We start from the raw sequence: 19,842 nt of genomic DNA on the forward strand, positions 1-19,842 counted from the left end.
GGTGCGCAACATCTGCGGCAACCAGGTGGCGCGGCTCCGTGCGGGTGGAAGAGGGACGATGCCTGAACACACGCGTGGAGTTCCGGGCCGGACCCCCGCCGGGACGCCCGCTACGGCGGGGCGCCCCGCGGACCTGCGGGCGCGCCCCGCGGCGCTGGGCCGGGGCCTGGCGGTGCTGTTTCCCGGGCGGGGCGGCCGGTGGCCCGGGCCGGGGCTCGAACTGTACGAGGAGTTCCCGGTGTTCGCCGCCGCCTTCGACGCGGCCCGGGCGGAGCTGCACGAGGCCGGCGCCGAGGCCGCCTTCCCCGGGACCACCTTCCCCGGGGACGCCGGCGCCGACGGGCCGGACCGGACCGGTACGGCGCAGTCCGACCTGTTCGCCTTCGAGGTGGCCCTCTACCGGCTGGTGGAGTCCTGGGGGGTGGTGCCGGAGTTCGTCGGCGGGCACTCCGCCGGGGAGACGGCCGCCGCGCACGTGGCGGGCGTGCTGTCGCTGCGCGACGCGGCGGTGCTGGTGAGCGCGCGCTGCCGGCTGACGGAGGCGCTGCCGGCGGCCGGGGTCATGGTGTCCGTCCAGGCGGGCGTGGACGAGGTGGGCCCCCTGCTGGTGCCGGGCGCGGCGATCGGCGCCGTCGACGGGCCCCGGACGGTCGTCGTCTCGGGCGCGCGCGAGGCGGTGCGGACGGTCGTCGGCCGACTCGCGGAACGGGACGTCAAGTCCAAGGCGCTGCGCGTCGCCCACGCCTTCCACTCGCCGCTCATGGACCCGGTGCTGGAGGAGTTCCGGCGGACGGTGGCGGGTCTCGCGTTCCACCGGCCCGCGATCACCTTCGTCTCCGGGCTCACCGGGGGCGTGGTCTCGGACGAGGTCGCCCGCCCCGAGTACTGGGTCGTCCAGCTCCGCGAGGCCGTCCGCTTCCATGAGGTCGTGCGCACCCTGGCGGACCGCGGTGTCGGGGCCGTTCTGGAGCTGGGCCCCGACGGCCTCCTCACGGACCTGGCCCGGGGCTGCGTCCCCGGCGACGACGGCATGGCCCTCGTGCCCGCCCTGCGGCGCGGCCACGCCGAGGCGCCGAGCCTGACCGGGGCGGTGTCCGCACTGCACCACCACGGCATCGGCGTCGACCGGGCCGCCTTCTCCCCCAGGCCGCACCGCCCCGCGGGCGCGCCGCCCCGCGAGCGCCTCCGGGTGGCGGGCGCCGGGCACGGCCGCCGGACCGCCCCGGCGCCGGAGTCCACCGCGCGCCCGCGCCCCGGCGGCGGGCCGGCCGACGCCGGAGCACGGCCGGGAACCGCCGCCCCACGACCGCCGGCCGACGCCGAGGGAACCGGCGGGTCCGGCCCGGAGCGGCCGTACGCGGCGATGGCCGGAGCCGCGGCGGGCCGGCCTGGCGCACGGGCCCACGCCGGGACCCCCCGCCCCGGGACCGCCGCGCCCGCGCTCACCCACCTTCCCGCGCCGGCCCGCGCCGCTCTCCCCGGCCCGGTGCCCGGCCCGCCCGACGTCCCCCGGTGCCCGGCGCCCGCCCGGCCCGCGCCCGGTGCGCCCGCGGCCGCCCCCGGCTCCGTACCGGCGCGCGCCGACGCCGTCGCACCGGCCACCGGCCCGGCCGGGGCCGCGCGGACGCGCGCCGCCGGAGGCGGGACGGGGTCCGCCGCGGCGCTCGCCCGGACCGGCGGGGGCACCCTCGCGTGGCTGCTGCGCGGGGCGCACGCCCAGGGGCGTACCGCCGAGGGCGCGGCGCTGCTGATGGCGGCGGCCGAACTGCTGCCCCGCTACGACCACCGCGCCGGTGTGGAGCACTGGCCCGCTCCGGCGGAGCTGGCACCGGGGCGGGAGGGGGCCGCCACGCTGTTCGCGTTCCCCACGCTCGGCGCGGGCTCCGGCCCGCACGAGTACGGGGCACTGGCCGGTGCCCTGCACGGCCGGCGGGGCCTGACGGTCCTGCCGCACCCCGGTTTCGCGGGCGATCCCGTACTGCCGCGCACGCGCCAGGCCCTGGTCCGGGCACAGGCGGAGGCGGTGGCCCGGGCCTGCGGCGGGGGCCGGGCGCCCGTCCTGCTGGGGCACTCCTCCGGCGGCTGGATCGCGCACGCCGTCGCCCGGGAGCTGCCCGAACTCGGCCGCGAAGCGGCGGCGGTGGTGCTGCTCGACACGTACGCGCGCAGCGAGGGCGGCCGCGGTCTGGCCGTGCTGGCGGAGCGGCTCCTGGGTCCGGACGCCCCGCTCGGCGTCCCCGACGACGGACGGCTCCTCGCGATGGGCGGGCACCTGCGGGTCTTCGCCGACTGGTCGCCCGAACCGGCCGCGGTCCCGACGCTGCTGGTGCGGGCGGCGGGGTCGGCGGCTCGCGGGACGTGCGGCTGGGAGTACGCCGACCATGTGGCCGAGGCGCCCGGTGACCACTTCTCCCTGCTCGGTGCGGACAGCGCCGGGGTCGCGGACGTCGTGGACGACTGGCTGCGCCACCTGCCCCGTTGACGACGGCCGGGACCGGGGTGCTACGGCTGCAGTCGGCCCCGAGCGGTTTTCGAGTGGCGCCGGGCACCGTGGGACATCCACGCCGCCGAGTCACCGCGCGGCGGCGTACGCCTCCTTGACGAAGGGACCCGGATGAGCACCGAATCCCCGCCCCGGCCGCCCGGCGCGGACTACGTCTCCGCCGGGGTCACCGGCCGGGCGGGCCGTGCCGGCTCGGCCCGGGCGCACGCCGCGAAACTGGCCGTGGAGAAGGCGGACCTGCGGCACTGGTCGGCATGCTCGACGTCCGCCCCCAGCCCGACGGGAGCCTGCGTACGCGCGCGTACGTGCTGACCGCGCGGACCGCGCACGGCGGGGAACTGCGGATCACGGCGAGCGTGGTGTGCCGTGACCGCCTCGTCGAGGAGGACGGCCGGTGGAAGGTCGCCGAGCGCTCGCTGCGGCGCGACGGAACGGCCTGATCCGCCGGTCACGGAGGGGATTTGACCTCAACGGCACTTGAGGTTCTAGGGTCCTGTCCATGCCCCGCCCGCACCACGGGTCTCTCTTACCCCATTGCTTCTTGTGAATCGAGGAACCGTCATGTCCGGTAACCCCCTGAAGGTCGGCGTCGTGATCGGCAGCGTCCGTACGGGCCGCTTCGCCGAAACGGTCGCGAACTGGTTCGTGTCCGAGGCCTCCCTGCGCGACGACATGGAGATCCACGTCATCGACCTGTCGGAGCCGGCCCTCGTCGAGGAGCTGAAGCTGAACCTCGACCCGCTGGGCACGCCCGGCGAGACCCCCGCCCTGGCCGAGCGGATCAAGGGGCTGGACGCCTACGTGATCGTCACCCCCGAGTACAACCACGGCTACCCGGCCTCGCTCAAGCTGGCCGTGGACTACGTGTACGAGGGCTGGCGGGCCAAGCCGGTCGCGTTCGTCTCGTACGGCGGGATGGCGGGCGGCCTGCGTGCCGTCGAGCAGCTGCGCCAGGTCTTCGCCGAACTGCACGCGGTCACCGTCCGCGACACCGTGAGCTTCCACAACGCGTGGGAGAAGTTCAACGAGGAGGGCCGCCCGCTCGACGCGGACGCCGCCTCCAAGGCCGCCACCGTCCTCCTCGACCAGCTCGCCTGGTGGGGCGTGACGCTCCGTGAGGGCCGTACCGCGCGTCCGTACGAGGGCTGATCCGCCCGTCCGGACCACAGGGGCCCCGCCGACGTCCTCGTCGGCGGGGCCCCTGCCCGTTCCGGGCGTCCGGCCGTCCGGTTCAGGCCCGGAACAGGGAGCCGGAGCGCAGCTCGGACGGGAGGCCGCGCAGCGACTCCGCGACCTCCATCACGTACCGCCCGTACCCGGACTTGCCCAGGAGCGCCCCGAGCCGGTGGCACCGGTCCGCGTCGATGAATCCCACGCGCAGGGCGACCTCCTCGACGCAGGAGCTGGCCTCCGTGGCCGTCCGTCACGCGGACCGCGCCGACGCCGACCGCGCGCTGTCGCGGACGGTGGCCGACGGGATCGTGGACGCCGGTTTCGTCCGGTACTTCGTGCCCGGCCGGTAGGACCTGCCGTCGTCGGTGACGATCTCGAACGGGCCGATGACGACACCCGTCAACCGGCCATGTGTCAGCATTTCCCCCCGTCAACTCGCGTCAGCATTCTGAACGGTTTTCACCGGCTCCCGCGACAAGCGCCCGCAAACACAAAAAGACGGCCGCCCCGCCGGATTTCTCCGGCGGGGCGGCCGCATGGTGGGAACCGGTCCGCTGCTACTCGCCGAGCAGGTACCGGATGTGCTTGACCAGCTCGCCGATGTCCGGGGTGCGGAGCAGGCTGTAGTGGTCGGCGTCCAGGTCGATGACCGTGGGCGGCTCGGCGGAGTAGCCGCTGCTGTTCTCGACGAACGAATAGTCGTCGCCGCGGGCCTTGAAGATGGTCACCGGCGCGTTCAGCGTGCGCTCGGCCAGCTCGCGGAACGAGTACTCGAATTCGTAGGTCTGGCCCACGACCGAGATGATCCGCTTCGCCAGGTCGACGTCGATCCCCTTCAGTTCGCTGATGAACGCGGCGAAGGATTCCTCGTCGGTGGAGGATTCCAGGCACCGCTCCAGGTCCGGACCCGAAATGGTGCCGGTGAACACCGAGAAGAGGATGGTGGTGTAGGCGCGGTTGGCGAAGGACGCCTCACGGCCGTACGCCTTGCCGTTCTCGGCGCGCACGGTCGGCGAGCCCGGGGCGATCAGGAAGAGGTGGTCGACCTTCTCGCCCGCCTGCTCCAGCTGGTAGGCGGTCTCGAAGGCGACGCGGGCGCCGAAGGAGTAGCCCCACAGGGTGTAGGGGCCCTTCGGCTGGAGCTCCTTGATGGCCTCGATGTCGGCCTTGGCCATCTCCGTGATGGTCGCGTACGGGGACTCGCCCTCGTTGATGCCGTGCGCCTGGATGCCGTAGAACGAGCGGCCGAGGCCGATCTCGCCGGCCAGCGTGCGCAGGTTCATCGGGTAGCCGCCCAGGCCCGGCCAGCACAGCACCGGGCGGTCCTTGCCGGTCTCGGCGTGCAGCCGCACCAGGCGGGAGGACTCCTGGGCGACCTCGCGCTCCAGGCGGCGGGCGAGCTTCTCGACCGTCGGGGACTCCAGGACGCTCTGCAGCGGCAGGGAGACGCCCAGGCGCGAGTTGAGCTCGCGGATGAGGCTGACGGCGATCAGCGAGTTGCCGCCCGACTCGAAGAAGTCGTCCTGGACGGAGACGCTCTCGCGGCGCAGGGACTTGGCCCACACCTCCGCGATCTCCTTCTCGGTCTCGGTGCGCGGGGCGACGAAGGGCCGCTCCACGAGCTCGGCGTTGACCTGGTCGGAGGCGGCGAGCGCCTTCGCGTCGATCTTGCCGTTGGCGGACAGCGGCAGCCGGTCGAACACCACGACCCGGTTCGGGATCATGTAGTCGGGCAGGAAGCTGACGAGGTCGTCGCGGATCAGCTCCGCCGGGCCGCGCATGTGGACGCTGTCCTCGCGCATGCCCTCGTGGCCGAGCTGCTCCTCGCTGACCCGGCCGCCGACGAAGAAGTACGACGGACCGCTGTCGACCCCGGCCGCGTTCAGGACGGCGTCGATCCGGCGCGAGGCGGGCAGCGGGTTGCCGGTCTTGGAGCTGTAGCCGGAGGACATGAAGCCCAGGCCGAGCCCGTTCATCATCAGGTGCTGGAGCTTCTTGCCGAGGGTGATGTAGTGCAGCCACTCCTCGGGGGCGCGGCTGACGACGCTGATGCCGAAGCTGGCGGCCTCGTACACCGACTGGTTGATCGCGATGACCTGCTTCTTCAGGACGATGTCGTCCGAGAAGCGGGTGAGCCGGCCGTCCGCGTAGCGGTACTGGCCCTGCGGGAGGCCCGCGACCTTGCCGCCGTGCGTCTGGACGTAGACCTCGGCGTGGTCCTCGCGCGGGCCCGTGTGCGGGACCAGCTCGAAGGTGCCCAGGTAGTAGTCCTCCTCGGGGACGTCCAGCCGTTCGCGGACGGACGGCTCGAAGGCCAGGTCGCGGATGTCGAGGCCGTAGGCCGGCAGCACCTGCTCGAAGAGGCCGACGATGTGGCCGGTCTCGATCTCCAGGACCTCCTGGATGTTGTTCTTGTAGACCGGCTCGATGCCGCCCTTCTTGCCCATGAAGTGGACGCGGGCGGTGGCCTTGCCGGTGGCGGCCCGCCCGCTGATCAGGACGAGCTGGTGGCGGACCGGCTGGTAGTAGTAGTAGCCCGGCTCCAGCGAGCCGACGCCCTCCAGCTCGAAGTACATCTGCGTCGCGTACAGCGCGCCCGGGGAGGCGTAACCGTACTTCGGCAGCAGCCGCTCCTCGCTGAGGTACTGGCCGAACCAGCGCAGGATCTGGCCCAGTTCGGCCGGGGCGAGGTCGGCGGACTTGCGGGAGTACGCGGCGGGGACCTTCGCGCCGAGCAGCTCCAGCAGGTCGGACTCGGTGACCGCGCCGCCCTCGTAGAAGCGGTACGTCTTGCGGGCGAAGACCCGGCTGCGCTGCTCGGGGGTCGGCTGGGCCCCCGGCAGGTCGAAGGCGGCGCGGCCGGCCAGCTCGGCGTCGTCGCGCAGGCCCGGGTTGGACAGCTGCGCCTTGACCTGGAGCTTGCTCTTCTTCGAGGCGTGGTGGGAGCCGTGGTTGCCCTGGTCCATGAGGGCGGCTTCCTTCTCGCTCAGCTCGACGCAGGCGATCAGGTTCTGGAAGCCGGTGCGGCCGTCGTTCTTGACGATGACCGCCGCGTTGCGGACCCAGTCGTGGTTCTCGATCGCCAGGGATATCTCGTCCAGCTCGACGCGGTAGCCGCGCAGCTTGACCTGGTTGTCGGCGCGGCCGGCGAACTGCACGGTGCCGTCCGCGTTCCACTGGCCGAGGTCGCCCGTCTTGTACAGGCGCACGGGGCCCTCGCCCTCGACGACCTCGATCTCCAGGAAGCGCTCGGCGGTCAGGTCGGGGCGGTGCAGGTAGCCGCGCGCCAGCTGGCCGCCGCCGATGTACAGCTCGCCGATCTCGCCGACGCCGACGGGCAACAGGTCCTCCCGGCCCAGGATGTGGTACTGGGTGTCGTGGACCGGGGCGCCGATGGAGATGGACTGCGGCGCCTCGTCCAGGGTGGCCGGGTCGACCACGAAGGAGGAGGAGTTGATGGTGCACTCGGTCGGCCCGTAGACGTTGATCAGGGCGCGGCCCGGCATCTCCTGGGTGACCTGGACGGCGAGCAGGCGCGAGAGCGCCTCGCCGCCGCTGAAGATCTGCTGGAGGGTGACGCACTCGGCGAACTTCTCGGTGTCCAGCAGTCCCTGGAGCAGGGTGGGCACGCACTGGAGCGTGGTGACGCCGTACTTGACGATGGTCTCGATGAGGCCTTCGGGGTCGGCGTAGACGCCGGGGGCGCCCATGACGACGGTGGCGCCGTTGGCCGGGGAGAGGATCTCCCACTGGGCGGCGTCGAAGCTCATCGGGGTCTTCTGCAGGATGGTCTTGCCGCGGTCGATCCCGTAGGTCTCGCGCAGCCAGCCGAGCTGGCTGACGATGCTGTGGTGCTCGATCATCACGCCCTTCGGCTTGCCCGTGCTGCCGGAGGTGTAGATGACGTACGCGAGGGTGTCCGGGCGGGCGCCGTCGGCGACCGGCGCCTCCTGCTGCCCCTCGGGCAGCAGGAAGGCGTCGGACTCGCGCAGGGTGACGACGCTGACGTCCGCGGGCGCGAGTTCGCGCAGCCGGGACACCAGGCGCTGCTGCGCCAGGATGATCTTCGTCTGGCTGTTCTCGATCATGTACCGCAGGCGGTCCTCGGGGTACTCCGGGGACAGCGGAAGATAGGCGGCGCCGGCGGTCAGGATGCCCCAGGCACCGACCATCAGGTCGATCGACGGTTCGACGAAGAGGCCGACGCAGTCGTCCGCCGCGACGCCGAGGTGTCTGAGGTACGCGGCGAGGGCGGAGCTCCTGGACGCGAGCTCGCGGTAGGTCAGCTTCTCGTCGCGGTAGACGACGGCGGTCGCCTCGGGGTGGGCGGCCACCCGCTCGGCGAGCAGGCCGGGCAACGTGGTGGTGCCGCGCAGGGTGGGCTCAAGCACGCTGGTCTCCTGAAGTGTCATTTCCCGCTTCCTTACGTTCCGTTGTCGAGCAGCGGGCGCGCGCACGCCCCCGCGACCGGGCCCACCGCGCCGGCGGTGGGCTTCGGGGGCCGGGACGAGTCCCGGCGATAAGAATCAGAGAAACGAGGGGCGCAAGTCAGGAGCCCCGCCACCCGGGAAAGGTCCCGGGACGGCGCGGTGCGTGCGGCCGCCTCCCCCATCGGACGGACGGGCCCCCGTCAGGCTCGTCCGCCCGGGCGATCACCGGCTCTGCAGGAGCCGGGTCACTGATCCGTTTTCGAACACCTCACGGGCGGCCCCGGCGATGAGCGGGGCGATGGACAGGACGGTGACCTTGTCCAGTCCGAGGGCCCCGGGCACCGGCAGGGTGTCCGTGAAGACGAACTCGCTGACACGCGAGTTCTTCAGGCGGTCGGCGGCGGGGCCGGAGAGCACCCCGTGCGTGGCCGCCACGATGACGTCCTTCGCCCCCTGGGTGAACAGGGCGTCGGCCGCGGCACAGATCGTGCCGCCGGTGTCGATCATGTCGTCGACCAGGACGCAGACCCGGCCGTCGACGTCACCGACCACCTCGTGGGCCGTGACCTGGTGGGCCACGTCCTTGTCCCGCCGCTTGTGGACGATCGCGAGCGGGGCGCCCAGCCGGTCGCACCAGCCGTCCGCCACGCGTACGCGGCCCGCGTCGGGCGAGACCACGGTGAGCTCCGCGCGGTCCACCCGGGAGCCGATGTGGTCCGCGAGGACCGGCATGGCGAAGAGGTGGTCCACGGGACCGTCGAAGAAGCCCTGGATCTGGTCGGCGTGCAGATCGACCGTCAGGATCCGGTCGGCGCCCGCCGTCCCCAGCAGGTCCGCCACCAGGCGGGCCGAGATGGGTTCCCGGCCGCTGTGCTTGCGGTCCTGGCGGGCGTATCCGTAGAACGGCAGGATCACCGTGATGCTGCGGGCCGAGGCCCGCTTCAGCGCGTCGATCATGATCAGCTGTTCCATGATGGACTTGTTGACCGGCGCCGTGTGGCTCTGGACGACGAAGCAGTCCGCGCCGCGCACCGAGGCGTGGTAGCGGATGTAGATCTCGCCGTTGGCGAAGTCGATCGCCTTCGTCGGGACCAGCTCCGTGCCCAGCTCGGCGGCGATCGCCCCGGCCAGCCCGGGATGCGCGCGCCCCGAGAAGAGCAGCATCTGTCCGGAGCCGCTCACGCGGCGCCGGCCTCTGCGAAGGCTCCGGCGCGAAGGCGGGAGTGGGCGACGGCCAGCCGGCCGGCCGCCTCGGCGCAGGAGGCGAGGACGGCCATGTTGGCCGTGGCCGAACGGCCCTCGGTCGCCGCGTCGACGGCGCGCATCAGGTACTTGGTGATGGCCTGTCCCGACACCCCGTCCCGGGCGGCCTCGGCGACGGCGGCGCGGATGGCCGTGTCCACCTCGGCGGAGTCGATGGCGTCCTCCTCCCTGACCGGGGTGGTGATCAGGAAGGAACTGTTGTTGCCGAGGGCCCAGTGGGCCTCGACGGCGCGGGCGATGACCTGCTCGTCGTCCAGGCGGTGGGGCGCCTTGTGGCCGCTCGTACGGCAGTAGAAGGCGGGGAAGTCGTCCGAGCGGTAGGCGACGACGGGGACGCAGTGCGTCTCCAGGTACTCCAGCGTCAGCCCGAGGTCGAGGATCATCTTGGCGCCCGCGCAGACGACGGCGACCTTGGAGCGGGTGAACTGGATGAGGTCCGAGGAGACGTCCCAGCTCTCCTGGGCGCCCCGGTGGACGCCGCCGATGCCGGCGGAGGAGAAGAACGGGATCCCGGCGAGCTCCGCCGCGACGACGGAGGTGGCCACGGTGGTGGCTCCGAGGCCGCCCCGCGCCAGGACGACGGGCAGGTCGCGGCTGGACACCTTGGGGATGCCCGGCAGCGACGCGAAGCGCTCGATGTCGGAGTCGCTCATGCCGACCCGGATCTCGCCGTCCTCGATGCAGATCGTCGCGGGCACGGCGCCGCCGGCCCGGACGGCGTCCTCGACCTTGCGGGCTGTGGCCGCGTTGTCCGGGTAGGGCAGGCCGTGGGTGATGACGTTGCTTTCGAGGGCGACGACGGCCGCGCCGTCGTGGAGGGCCTCGCGGACCTCCTCGGTGTAGACGACGGGGATGCCGCTGCTTGCGCTCATCGGGGCTCTCTCAACTCTCGTTCCAGTAGCCGGGCGCCTTGATCAGCTCGTCCGGGCGGGCGGCTATCTCGGCGAGGACCTGGGTGCCCCAGTCCTCCGGGGTGACCGGCTCCAGGGAGATCGAGACGGAGTCCTCGCCGGTGGCGAAGGTCCGCGTCACGGCGGCGGTGACCGCCGCGTCGATCGCCCTGAGCTGGTCGTCCGTGAAGCTCCTCGGGTAGTGCCGGACGTGGATGTGGGGCACGGCCTGGGTCCTCTCACGGGGTGGTGCGCGTACGTGTGCGGTTCTGTCTGTGGGGGGTGGGCGGCACACCGCGGACGGGGGAGGCCGCGGTGTGCCACCACCGCTCCCCGCCCGGGTCCAGGGGGGGAAGCCCGGCGGGGAGTCTCGGACGGGAGCCGGCGGCGCGTTACGCCGGGGCGGACTCCCGTGGGCTCGGGTGGCGGACCGGCCCGGCTCCGGGCCCGGCCGCGGGCCTGCGGCGGCCCGGCCGTGGCTGCGCCAGGGCCACCGCGGCGACCACGATCAGCGCTCCGGTGATCTGGAGCGGGGAGAGCGCCTGGTGGAGCACGAAGTAGCCGAGCAGGGTGGCCGCCAGGGGGGAGGCGAAGCTCAGGAACGAGACGGCCAGGGCGGGCAGGCGCTGTACGCCGCGGAACCAGATCGCGTAGGCGAACAGGGCGCCGACGACGCCGAGGTAGAGGAAGCCCCAGAGGTTCCTGCCGGTGATCCCGTCCGGCAGGCCCTCGCCGAGAAGCGTGACCGGCAGCAGGACCAGACCGCCGACGGTCAGCTGCCAGCCGGTGAAGGACAGCAGGCCGACGCCCTCGGGGCGCCCCCAGCGCTTGGTGAGCACGATGCCGGAGGCCATGCTGAGCGCGCCCAGCAGGCCGGCGATGACACCGGTGGCGTTCAGCCCGGCGTTCGGCTGGAGGACGAGCAGCGCCACACCGGCCGCGCCGAGACCGCAGGCGGCCAGGTGGACCGGCTTGATCCGCTCCTTCAGCAGCACGGCGCCGAGCAGCAGCACGATCATCGGCTGGATGGACCCGACCAGCGCGGCGACCCCGCCCGGCAGGTGGTAGGCGGCCACGAAGAGGAGGTAGAAGAAGGCGCCGATGTTCAGGACGCCGAGGACCAGGGCCCGCCACCACCAGATGCCCTTCGGCAGCGTGCGTCCGACGGCCACCAGGATCAGGCCGGCGGGCAGGGCCCGGAGCAGGGACGCCAGCAGCGGGCGCCCTTCGGGCAGCAGCTCCGTGGTGACCAGGTACGTCGAACCCCAGACGGCGGGCGCGAGCGCCGTGATCGCCGAGTCCGCGAGGGTACGGGGACCCTTCATCGGGCGGCCCCCGAATCGGCCGTGCCGAAGAAGCGGTCACCGAAGTCGCCGATGCCCGGGATCATGAACGCGTGCTCGTTGAGGCACTCCTCGACGGAGGAGGTGACGATCTTGACGAGCGGGTGCGCCCGGTGGACCACGGCGATGCCCTCGGGAGCGGCGAGGAAGTTGACGAAGACGATGTTCTCCTCGCGCACCCCGGCGTCGAGCAGGACGTCGATCGCGGCGTTGGCGCTGCCGCCGGTGGCGAGCATCGGCTCCAGGAGCAGGACGTGCCGGTCCGCGATGTCGGCCGGCAGGTTCTGGTACAGGAGGTGCGGGAGCTTGGTGGTCTTGTCCCGCTGGATGAGGATCTTGCCGATGGGGACGTCCGGCACGATCTGGCGCAGCTCGTCCACCATGGCGTCGCCGGCCCGGATCACGGGCACGGCGCATAACCCCGGAGCGAGCTTCAGCCCGTCGTAGACCTCACCGACCGGCGTCACGACCTCCTGCTTGTCGAACGGCAGCTGGTCGAGGGCCGATTCGAGCAGGAGCCGGATGATGCGCCGGGAGTGGAACACGAAGTCCGCGTGCGAGGCGTCGCGGTCACGGATGACCGTGTGCATGGCCCGGAGCTGGTTGGTCTGCGGCAGCGGGTGGACGTTGTGGTGGCCGGTCGCCATGGGAACCTGCTTCTCGTCGGTCGGTGGAGAGACGGGCCGCGGCGGCTCCGGCTCCGCGTCGCCGTGGAACTGGTGTCGCCGCATGACGGATTTTCGTTACTCGCCTCCGGAATGCTCACGAAAAGCCTCGGTGGCGCCGGTCTGTTGGTCAACGGCCTTTATGTCAGATCCACGTCAACCTTCTTCAGGTCTCGGTCAGACGGCCGGGCGACGCGGACCGCCGCGGCGTCCCGGGCGAGCAAACACTCCTCCAGGAAGGCCAGCACCCGCAGGTGATAGGTGCGGGCCGCCCAGCCCAGGCTGATGTTATGACCGGAATCAGGCTGCCGGACCACCTCCGCGGGGGCCCCGGACAGCGGACTCAGGAGTTCCTCCAGCGCCGCGCCGTCGGTCCTCCACCACAGCTCCTGCTCGGCGAAGGTGAACCGGACCGGGACCGCGGTCCGGGCCGCGATCCCGGGGTACGTGTCCGGCCAGCGCAGGGTCTCGCGGGCCTCCAGGACGGGGACCGGACGGACCAGCTCCGCCCCGAGCCGGAAGGCGTCCGGCGGGTAGAACCGCAGCGCCCCCCAGTGCCGGCGCCACTGGCCCCACAGGTCCACCGCGGCCCCGGGCGACTGCCCGGGCTCCACGGCGAAGCGCCGGCCGAGCCCGCAGAGGTCCAGACCGAGCGGCGCGAAGTCCGCGTCTGCGGCGGCGGACAGCGCGAGCCGGCCGCCGTTCGAATGGGCCACGAGGAAGTACCCGGCGCCCAGCCGGTGCTCCCGGGCGAAGCCGTCCAGGGCGGCCAGCAGGGTCCGGGTCTGCCCGGCGAGCTCCTGCCCCTCGGGCAGCGCCGCCGCCGAAGCCCCGTAACCGGGCCGGTCCAGGGCGAGCACCGTGTAGCCGAGGGCGGCGCCGAGTTCGAGCAGCGAGAGCCCGGGGCGGGCTCGGCTGTCGAAGTAGCCCGCGCTCATCCCGGCGCCGTGCAGGGCCACCACGACGGCCCGGGGCTCCGGCCGTTCGGGCAGGGCGAGCAGCCCGGACAGCGGGATGCCGGCCGCGTCGAGGACGACGGGCCGGACCCGGGGCGGGCCGGTCGGTGGCGGTGCGGACATGCGGGGGCCTTCCGGGAGGGGTGGAGGGGTACGGGGCTCAGCCGAGGGCGCGCGCCGTACGGCTCCGGGCGACGGCGAGCGCCCAGGCAGCCCGGCGGCGCAGCAGTGTGGTCAGGGGCGGCCCGGGGTGGGGTGCGGGGCGGGCCGGCGTGTGGGCGGGTCCGCGTACGGGCTCCTGGGCGGGCACCCGGTAGCCGGCGATCTGCACGGCGTTCATCCCGCGCTCACAGCCGCGCTCCGGCCTGCTCGGGCAGGCGGGTCCCGGAGTCCCAGACGACCTCGGAGGCGACGTGGCTCAGGCGCCAGCCGTCGCCCGTACGCACGGCCCGGGCCTCGCAGCGGCCGCCGACCTCGAAATGGGCGGCCGGGCCGGCCGTGGCGTGGTGGACGTGGGTGGTGAGCTGCTGCGCGCGCAGCGTGGCGCGGTCGCCGTCGAGGACGACCACGTGGTTGGTGCTGACGTGGTGGGTGCGCGCCCACCGGGCGCGGGCCGCGCGCTGGAAGGCGGCGAAGGCCTCGGCCCCGGTGCACGCGCCGATGGGGAAGGAGAAGGTGGCGTCCTCGGTGAAGAGCCCGGCGAACCGGGCCCCGTCCGGGCCGTCCGGGCCGCCCGAGTCGAGGGCGGTGACGTAGCGGTCGAACAGCTCACGCAGCTCGGCGTGATCGCTCAGGACCCGTATCCGCTCGCGCAGTTCCGCGAGGTCGTCGTAGGTCGAAGGCATGGCCTCTCCAGAGGGCGGTCTTCATGGGCGGGTGGTGGCGGTCCGTGCCGGACGTCCCCGCGCGACGCTCACAGGTGGCGGGCGCCGCGCCGGATCTGGTCCAGCAGCTCGGCCTGGCGCAGCGGTGCGGCGTCGGGCCCGGCGGCCGTGCGGACGGCGTCCGCGAACGCCGCCACGGTGCGCAGCACCTGGTCGTCCGGCGCGAGGGTGATCTCCTCGGTGCCGGTGCGGCGTTCGAGGAGGATCCGGGGCGGGTGCCCGGCGGGCGGGGTGAAGGCCCGGTCGACGGTCAGCCGGCCCTCGCTGCCGGTGATCTCGTAGCGGGAGCGGTAGCCGTGGCCCAGGCCGAAGGCGAGCTGCGCGCAGATCCCCCGGGGGGTGCGCAGCAGGGCGGTGCCGGCGGTGTCGACCCGGCGGCCGGGTCCCCCGCGCACCAGTACGGCGGCCTCGGTCTCCAGGCGGTCGCCGAGGAAGTGCAGGGCCGCGCGGACGGGGTGGACGCCGGCGTCCCACAGGGCGCCGCCGCCGAGGGCGGCGTCGTAGCGGATGTCGGTGTCCGGCAGCCTCGGGATGGTGAACTCGGCCTGGAATCCCCGGAGTTCGCCGACGGCCCCGTCGGCCACCAGGGCGCGGACGGCGGCGTGCCGGGAGTGGTGGACGAACATCACGTTCTCCCGCAGCACCCGGCCGCGCTCCGCCGCCAGCGCCGTCAGGCGGCGGGTGGCGGCGAGGCCGGTGGTGAGGGGCTTCTCCGCGAGGACGTGTTTGCCCGCGCGCAGCGCCGCCTCCACCCACGGGGCGTGCAGGGCCGCCGGGAGCGGTACGTACACGGCGTCGACATCGGGGCGCGCGAGCAGGGTCCCGTATCCGGTGACGGCCTCGCAGCGGGCCTCGGCGGCGGTGGCCCGGGCGGTGGCGGCGTCCCGGTCGGCGACCGCGACGAGTTCGGTGGCGGGGCGGTCCCGCAGGGCGGGGGCATCCGGCGGCGGGCGATGGCGGCGCAGCCGAGGACGCCGATGCGCAGCGGGTCCATCAGAGGCGCACCGCTCCCGTGGTCAGGCAGGAGAGCAGGGTGCGCGCCTGCACGTTGAGGTAGTGGTTGTGCCGCAGCAGGGCGGTGAGCTGGCCGGGGGTGGCCCACAGGTAGCCGGGCGGGGCCTGGAGCGGGCCTGGTCCTCGTCCACGTCCACGTCCACGTCCACGTCGAGGAAGAGGTAGCGGCTCTCGGCGTTCAGGAAGCGGATGGCCAGCAGGTTGGCGGAGGAGCCCGAGTTGGTCAGGTGGGCCTTGCGGTGCCCGAGCCTGCGGGCGAAGCGCGATTCGAACCGGCGCGAGCTGGGGCCGGCGGCGATCCGCATCTCCGGCGCGTGCTGGTCCCTTCCCGGCCCGGGCGGCCGAAGTCGTCGGTACGGTGCTTCGCGGCCTTCCACCAGCCCGGGTTGTCCCGGTACCAGGCGACGGTGTCGGCGAGGCCCTGCTCGAAGGGGATCCGCGGGGCGTAGCCGAGCTCCTCGCGGATCTTCGTCTCGTCCAGGGCGTAGCGCAGGTCGTGGCCCTTGCGGTCGGCCACCCGCTCCACGGCCGAGGCGTCGGCGCCGCACAGGGCCAGCAGCCGCTCGGTGATGTCCAGGTTGGTCCGCTCGTTGCCGCCGCCGATGTTGTAGACCTGGCCGGAGCGGCCCCGGTCCAGGACCAGGGCGAGGGCCCGGCAGTGGTCGTCGACGTGCAGCCACTCGCGGACGTTGCGCCCGTCCCCGTACAGCGGTACCCGCCCGCCCTCCAGGAGGTTGGTCACGAACAGCGGGATCAGCTTCTCGGGGTGCTGGTGGGGCCCGTAGTTGTTGGAGCAGCGGGTGATCGTCACGTCGAGGCCGTGGGTGCGCCAGTAGGCGCGCGCGATGAGGTCGGAGGAGGCCTTGGAGGCGGCGTACGGGGAGTTGGGCCGCAGCGGCCACTCCTCGGTCCAGGCGCCCTCGGGAATGGAGCCGTAGACCTCGTCGGTGGAGACGTGGACCACGCGGCGGACGCCGGTGGCGAGGCAGGCGTCCAGCAGGGTCTGGGTGCCGCCGACGTTGGTGCGGACGAACGCGGCGGCGGAGTGCACGGAGCGGTCCACGTGTGATTCGGCGGCGAAGTGCACCACCGCGTCGTGGCCGGGGAGCAGGGCGCGCAGCAGCGGCTCGTCGCAGACGTCGCCGTGGACGAAGTCCAGCCGGGGGTGGGCGGCGGGCAGGTTCTCCCGGCTGCCCGCGTAGGTGAGCTTGTCGAGGACGGTGACCCGGGTTCCCTCGTGACCGGGGTAGCCGCCGCCGAGCAGGGTCCGGACGAAGTGGGAACCGATGAACCCGGCCCCGCCGGTGACCAGCAGCCGCCTGCCGCCTCCTGCGGGCGCGCGGCCGGGGGCGAGGTGTGTCATGTCGTTGTCTCCTTGACGGGAAAGGGCGCGGGGCGCGCGGGCGGGCGTCGCGGGCAGGCGGCCTGGTCGGGGCCCGCGCGGGGCGGGCGCGGGGAGCGCGGGCGGGCGTCGCGGGCGGGCGGGCCTGGTCGGGGCCGCCGGTTCCGCCCGCCGGGGCCGGTGCTCAGACCGCGGTGGCGGTGAGCGCCTCCACGGCCCGGCCGAGCCGGTCCGCGGTGTGCGTCGGGTGGACGCCGGCGCCCGGCAGGATCCGCCGGACCAGCCCGCTCAGCACCCGGCCGGGGCCCACTTCCACGAACCGGTCGGCACCCGAGGCGGCGAGCGCGCCGACGGCCTCGGTCCAGCGCACCGGGCTGGTGAGCTGGCCGCGCAGGGCGACGGCGGCCTCGGCGGCCGTCGTCACCCACCCGCCGGTGACGCCGGAGACCAGCGGGACGGCCGGGTCGCGGAACTCCGTGGCGAGCAGCGTCTCGGTGAACTCCGCCTCGGCCTCGTTCAGCAGGCTGGAGTGGAAGGGGCCGCCGGTACGCAGCCGCTCCACCCGCGCCCCGGCGGCCGCGGCCGCCCGCGCGACCCGCTCCACCGCTTCGGCCTGGCCCGATACCACCGTCTGCCGGGGCTCGTTGTCCCCGGCCACCTCCACGACCTGGCCGGTGGCGGCCCGGGTCTCGGCGCAGAGCCGGGCCAGGTCCGAGCGGGGCGGGCCGATGACGGCCACGGTGGCGCTGCCGATCCGGTCCCCGGCCGTGGCGACCAGCTCGGCGCGCAGCCGCACCAGCCAGAGGGCCTCCGTCCACTCCAGGACGCCCGCGGCCACGAGCGCCGCGTACTCGCCCAGGCTGTGCCCGGCCACCGCGTCCGGCTCCACGCCCTCGCCGCGCAGCACCTCCAGGACGGCCAGGCTCGTCAGGAAGACGGCCGGCTGCGCCACCGCCGGGTCCTCGAAGTCCCGTGGGGACCCGTCCTGGCAGATCCGGGCCAGGGGGATGCCGAGGAGGTCGTCGGCGGTGCGGTAGAGGGTGTCGGCGAGGTCCGGGCGCAGAGCGAGCAGTTCCCTGCCCGTTCCGGCGCATTCGGAGCCCTGGCCCGGGAAGACGAAGGCGGTGCGGATCATCCGGTCACGTCCTTTTCTGCGGGGTCGGTTCAACTGGCGAGGGCGTCGGGACGCGCTTCCCGCGCGGTGTCCGCGCACCCGGTGTGGCCCACCGAGAGCCAGGCGTCCGGCACCCACCTGACGTCGATCCGCGCCGGGGCGGTCCCGGCCACGGCGACGGCCGCCGCGTGGTGGGCGTCGGCGGGCACGCCGGCCACGGTCCAGCCGTCGGGGTGGCGGTCGTGGTCGGTGCCGAGGTAGTCCCGCGCGGGCGAACGGCTCAACCCTGTCCCGATCCCCTTGAGGAACGCTTCCTTGCGCGTCCAGATCTGGCCGAACAGGTGGCGGCGCTCCTCGCCCGCCTCGGCCTCGGCTATCTCCAGCTGCTCCTGCGGGTGGAGCGCCTTCGAGCAGATGTCGACGGTCTCGGCGCCGGGCAGCTTCTCCACGTCGACGCCCACGGGCACGGTGGCGACACCGATCATGGCGAGGCCCCCGCTGTGCGAGAGGGAGTAGTGGAGCGGGGGCGGCGGGGGCGACAGCGCGGGCCGGCCGTGCGGTTCGCCGCAGCCGGGGCAGGGCTCGCGCATGAAGCGCACGTCCTCGGGACGCACGGCCGTGTAGCGGCCGAGCAGCCGGCGCACCGCCACGTGGGCGGCGGCGTAGAGCATCCCGTCGGAGCTGCGGATGAAGGAGTCGGTGCGCTTGCGTTCCGCCTCGTCGAGCTCGCCGATCGCGAGGGCTTCGGCGTCGGCGCCGGTGGGGCGGCGGATCAGCCAGAGGTCGACGCGGTCGGCGGACAGGGTGAAGTCGGGGTGCGCGAGGTCCTGGTGGTGGACCGAGGGGCGCGCTGCGGGAAGGAGCACGGTCGCCGTCATGCGGGCACCGGTGCCCCGTGCAGGTGCGCCTCCGGGCCGAACTGGCCGGCCAGGCAGTCGATGAGCTCCTGGGCGCTGTTGGCCAGCAGGAGCCGCTGGAGGTTCACGTCGACGCCGAGCGTGTTCTCCATCCGGTACTGGAGTTCGATGCCGGAGATGGAGCCGATGCCCAGGCAGCCCATGGGGCGGCCGGTGGTGTCCACCAGGTGCGGCTCGATCCCGAGGATGCGGCCGAGCTCCTCGCGGACGTACCGCTCCAGGATCCGGGTGCGCTCGCCCAGCCCGACCGCGTTCAGCACGGCCATGTCGGGCGGGGTCATGTGGACCAGGCCGTTGTCTGTCTCGTACGTCTGTGACATGTGGAGTGTGTTCATGCTGCTTTCCGGGGTCGGGGCGGACGGGGCCGCCGGGCGGGGCTTCCCGCCGGCGGGCGGCGTCGCCTTCGAAAACGGGCGGACGGTGGGGCGTTACGGGTACGGGCGGAGCGGGCCGGGCCGCCGAGGGCGACGGCGGCGCCGGCCGCCGCGACGGCGGTGACCAGCCAGAGCGCCGGAGCCCGGCCCAGCGGGTACAGGGCCGCGGTGGACGCCACCGTGAGGGCGGCGCCCGCTTGGACACAGGTCTGGTAGAGCCCGGGGGCCGCCCCCTGGAGGGAGTCCGGGAGCGCGCCGGTGGCCTGGAGGTGCAGGGCGGTGAAGGCGAGGACGAAGGCGGCGCCGACACAGGCCGTCGTGAGCAGCAGTGCGACGGGCGCCGGGAAGGCCAGGGTCCAGCGCCAGCCGATCCCGGTGAGCAGCCCCGACAGGAGCAGGCCCGCGCAGAAGCCGGTGGCGCCGTAGAAGGAGTAGAGGGACACCGCCCGGCGGCGGGCGGGGTTTTCGGGGAAGGCCGAGGTGATGATGGCCAGTCCGGTGGGCGCGGTCAGGGCCACGCAGCAGCCCTTCACCACACGGGTGGCGGTGAGCAGGGCCGGGCCGTCCGCCAGCGCCCCGGCCAGCGAGGCGGCGGCGAAGACCAGCAGCGCGGCCAGGAAGACCCGGCGCCGGCCCAGGTGTGCGACCAGCCGGCCGCCGAGGAGCAGCAGTCCGCCGAATCCGGCGGCGAAGCCGCTGACCAGCCGCTGGAGCCCGGCCGCGCCCGCCCCGAAGTCGGCGCCGACGGCCGGCAGCGCCACCAGGGTCGCGGACACCTCCAGCGCGTCGACCAGCATGTTCGCGGCGAGTACGGCCACCAGGGCCCAGCGGGCCCGCTCATCGACGGGCGGGGTTGTCGTCGAGGAGTCCATGCTCGTGTCTCGCTCGCAGGAGTGGAACGGCCCGCGCATGCGGGCGGAAGGAAAAGGGGCGGGCCGCCCGGGAGGGTTCCCGGGCGGCCCGCCCCGACGCCG

At 73.9% G+C, this 19,842-nt stretch carries 21 protein-coding genes; 4 read left to right on the forward strand and 17 right to left on the reverse strand.

Going from position 1 to position 19,842, the window contains the following annotated elements; translation table 11 throughout:
• Positions 1-58 precede the first annotated feature (58 nt).
• From ACZ6ZT_RS30715 to ACZ6ZT_RS30730, 4 genes are all read left to right on the forward strand, one after another.
• Positions 59-2,482, forward strand: a complete 2,424-nt coding sequence (locus tag ACZ6ZT_RS30715) for an acyltransferase domain-containing protein (RefSeq protein ID WP_469723420.1) — start codon at positions 59-61, stop codon at positions 2,480-2,482.
• Between the two features lie 132 nt (positions 2,483-2,614).
• Positions 2,615-2,815, forward strand: a complete 201-nt coding sequence (locus tag ACZ6ZT_RS30720; protein ID WP_469723483.1) for a hypothetical protein — start codon at positions 2,615-2,617, stop codon at positions 2,813-2,815.
• Entirely contained in the window at positions 2,758-2,943 is a 186-nt protein-coding gene (locus ACZ6ZT_RS30725) for a nuclear transport factor 2 family protein (RefSeq protein WP_469723422.1), read from the forward strand. The genes ACZ6ZT_RS30720 and ACZ6ZT_RS30725 overlap by 58 nt, the downstream gene beginning before the upstream one ends.
• 121 nt (positions 2,944-3,064) lie before the next feature.
• Positions 3,065-3,652 (forward strand): NADPH-dependent FMN reductase, encoded by a 588-nt coding sequence (locus tag ACZ6ZT_RS30730; RefSeq protein ID WP_469723423.1) that lies wholly within the window; start codon positions 3,065-3,067, stop codon positions 3,650-3,652.
• An 82-nt stretch (positions 3,653-3,734) separates the two neighbouring features.
• On the opposite strand, the gene ACZ6ZT_RS30735 is transcribed toward ACZ6ZT_RS30730, so the two are convergent.
• From ACZ6ZT_RS30735 to ACZ6ZT_RS30815, 17 genes are all read right to left on the reverse strand, one after another.
• Entirely contained in the window at positions 3,735-3,878 is a 144-nt protein-coding gene (locus ACZ6ZT_RS30735) for a hypothetical protein (protein WP_469723424.1), read from the reverse strand.
• A 355-nt stretch (positions 3,879-4,233) separates the two neighbouring features.
• Positions 4,234-8,088, reverse strand: coding sequence for an amino acid adenylation domain-containing protein (locus ACZ6ZT_RS30740; protein WP_469723425.1), 3,855 nt, complete (start codon positions 8,086-8,088; stop codon positions 4,234-4,236).
• Between the two features lie 240 nt (positions 8,089-8,328).
• Positions 8,329-9,270 carry a ribose-phosphate diphosphokinase gene (locus ACZ6ZT_RS30745; protein ID WP_469723475.1) on the reverse strand — a complete coding sequence of 314 codons (942 nt, stop codon included), beginning with the start codon at positions 9,268-9,270 and terminating at the stop codon, positions 8,329-8,331.
• 14 nt (positions 9,271-9,284) lie between these two features.
• The gene (locus ACZ6ZT_RS30750; protein ID WP_469723426.1) at positions 9,285-10,241 is read right to left on the reverse strand and encodes a pseudouridine-5'-phosphate glycosidase; all 957 of its coding nucleotides are present in this window, start codon (positions 10,239-10,241) and stop codon (positions 9,285-9,287) included.
• 10 nt (positions 10,242-10,251) lie between these two features.
• Positions 10,252-10,485: a tautomerase family protein gene (locus ACZ6ZT_RS30755; RefSeq protein WP_469723427.1), complete on the reverse strand. Its 234-nt coding sequence runs from the start codon at positions 10,483-10,485 to the stop codon at positions 10,252-10,254.
• Positions 10,486-10,651: 166 nt separating this feature from the next.
• Positions 10,652-11,584, reverse strand: a complete 933-nt coding sequence (locus ACZ6ZT_RS30760; protein WP_469723428.1) for an EamA family transporter — start codon at positions 11,582-11,584, stop codon at positions 10,652-10,654.
• Positions 11,581-12,249, reverse strand: coding sequence for a uracil phosphoribosyltransferase (gene upp, locus ACZ6ZT_RS30765; RefSeq protein ID WP_469723476.1), 669 nt, complete (start codon positions 12,247-12,249; stop codon positions 11,581-11,583). The genes ACZ6ZT_RS30760 and upp overlap by 4 nt, the downstream gene beginning before the upstream one ends.
• A 158-nt stretch (positions 12,250-12,407) precedes the next feature.
• On the reverse strand, positions 12,408-13,346 hold the full coding sequence (locus ACZ6ZT_RS30770) for an alpha/beta hydrolase (protein WP_469723429.1): 939 nt from the start codon (positions 13,344-13,346) through the stop codon (positions 12,408-12,410).
• Positions 13,347-13,383: 37 nt separating this feature from the next.
• Complete coding sequence (locus ACZ6ZT_RS30775; RefSeq protein ID WP_469723430.1) at positions 13,384-13,563, reverse strand: hypothetical protein; 180 nt, start codon at positions 13,561-13,563, stop codon at positions 13,384-13,386.
• A gap of 7 nt (positions 13,564-13,570) precedes the next feature.
• Positions 13,571-14,068, reverse strand: coding sequence for a nuclear transport factor 2 family protein (locus ACZ6ZT_RS30780; protein ID WP_469723431.1), 498 nt, complete (start codon positions 14,066-14,068; stop codon positions 13,571-13,573).
• 68 nt (positions 14,069-14,136) lie between these two features.
• Positions 14,137-15,072 carry a Gfo/Idh/MocA family protein gene (locus ACZ6ZT_RS30785; RefSeq protein ID WP_469723477.1) on the reverse strand — a complete coding sequence of 312 codons (936 nt, stop codon included), beginning with the start codon at positions 15,070-15,072 and terminating at the stop codon, positions 14,137-14,139.
• A 28-nt stretch (positions 15,073-15,100) separates the two neighbouring features.
• Positions 15,101-15,388 (reverse strand): NDP-hexose 2,3-dehydratase family protein, encoded by a 288-nt coding sequence (locus ACZ6ZT_RS30790; RefSeq protein WP_469723478.1) that lies wholly within the window; start codon positions 15,386-15,388, stop codon positions 15,101-15,103.
• Positions 15,345-16,484, reverse strand: a complete 1,140-nt coding sequence (rfbB, locus tag ACZ6ZT_RS30795; protein WP_469723432.1) for a dTDP-glucose 4,6-dehydratase — start codon at positions 16,482-16,484, stop codon at positions 15,345-15,347. The genes ACZ6ZT_RS30790 and rfbB overlap by 44 nt, the downstream gene beginning before the upstream one ends.
• Positions 16,485-16,647: 163 nt before the next feature.
• Entirely contained in the window at positions 16,648-17,598 is a 951-nt protein-coding gene (locus ACZ6ZT_RS30800) for an ACP S-malonyltransferase (RefSeq protein WP_469723434.1), read from the reverse strand.
• Positions 17,599-17,627: 29 nt separating this feature from the next.
• Positions 17,628-18,455: a 4'-phosphopantetheinyl transferase family protein gene (locus ACZ6ZT_RS30805; RefSeq protein ID WP_469723435.1), complete on the reverse strand. Its 828-nt coding sequence runs from the start codon at positions 18,453-18,455 to the stop codon at positions 17,628-17,630.
• Positions 18,452-18,829 (reverse strand): acyl carrier protein, encoded by a 378-nt coding sequence (locus ACZ6ZT_RS30810; protein ID WP_469723436.1) that lies wholly within the window; start codon positions 18,827-18,829, stop codon positions 18,452-18,454. The genes ACZ6ZT_RS30805 and ACZ6ZT_RS30810 overlap by 4 nt, the downstream gene beginning before the upstream one ends.
• The gene (locus ACZ6ZT_RS30815) at positions 18,826-19,740 is read right to left on the reverse strand and encodes an MFS transporter (protein ID WP_469723437.1); all 915 of its coding nucleotides are present in this window, start codon (positions 19,738-19,740) and stop codon (positions 18,826-18,828) included. The genes ACZ6ZT_RS30810 and ACZ6ZT_RS30815 overlap by 4 nt, the downstream gene beginning before the upstream one ends.
• Positions 19,741-19,842: the final 102 nt, after the last annotated feature.

This window comes from Streptomyces sp. NPDC102258 (genome assembly GCF_055584685.1).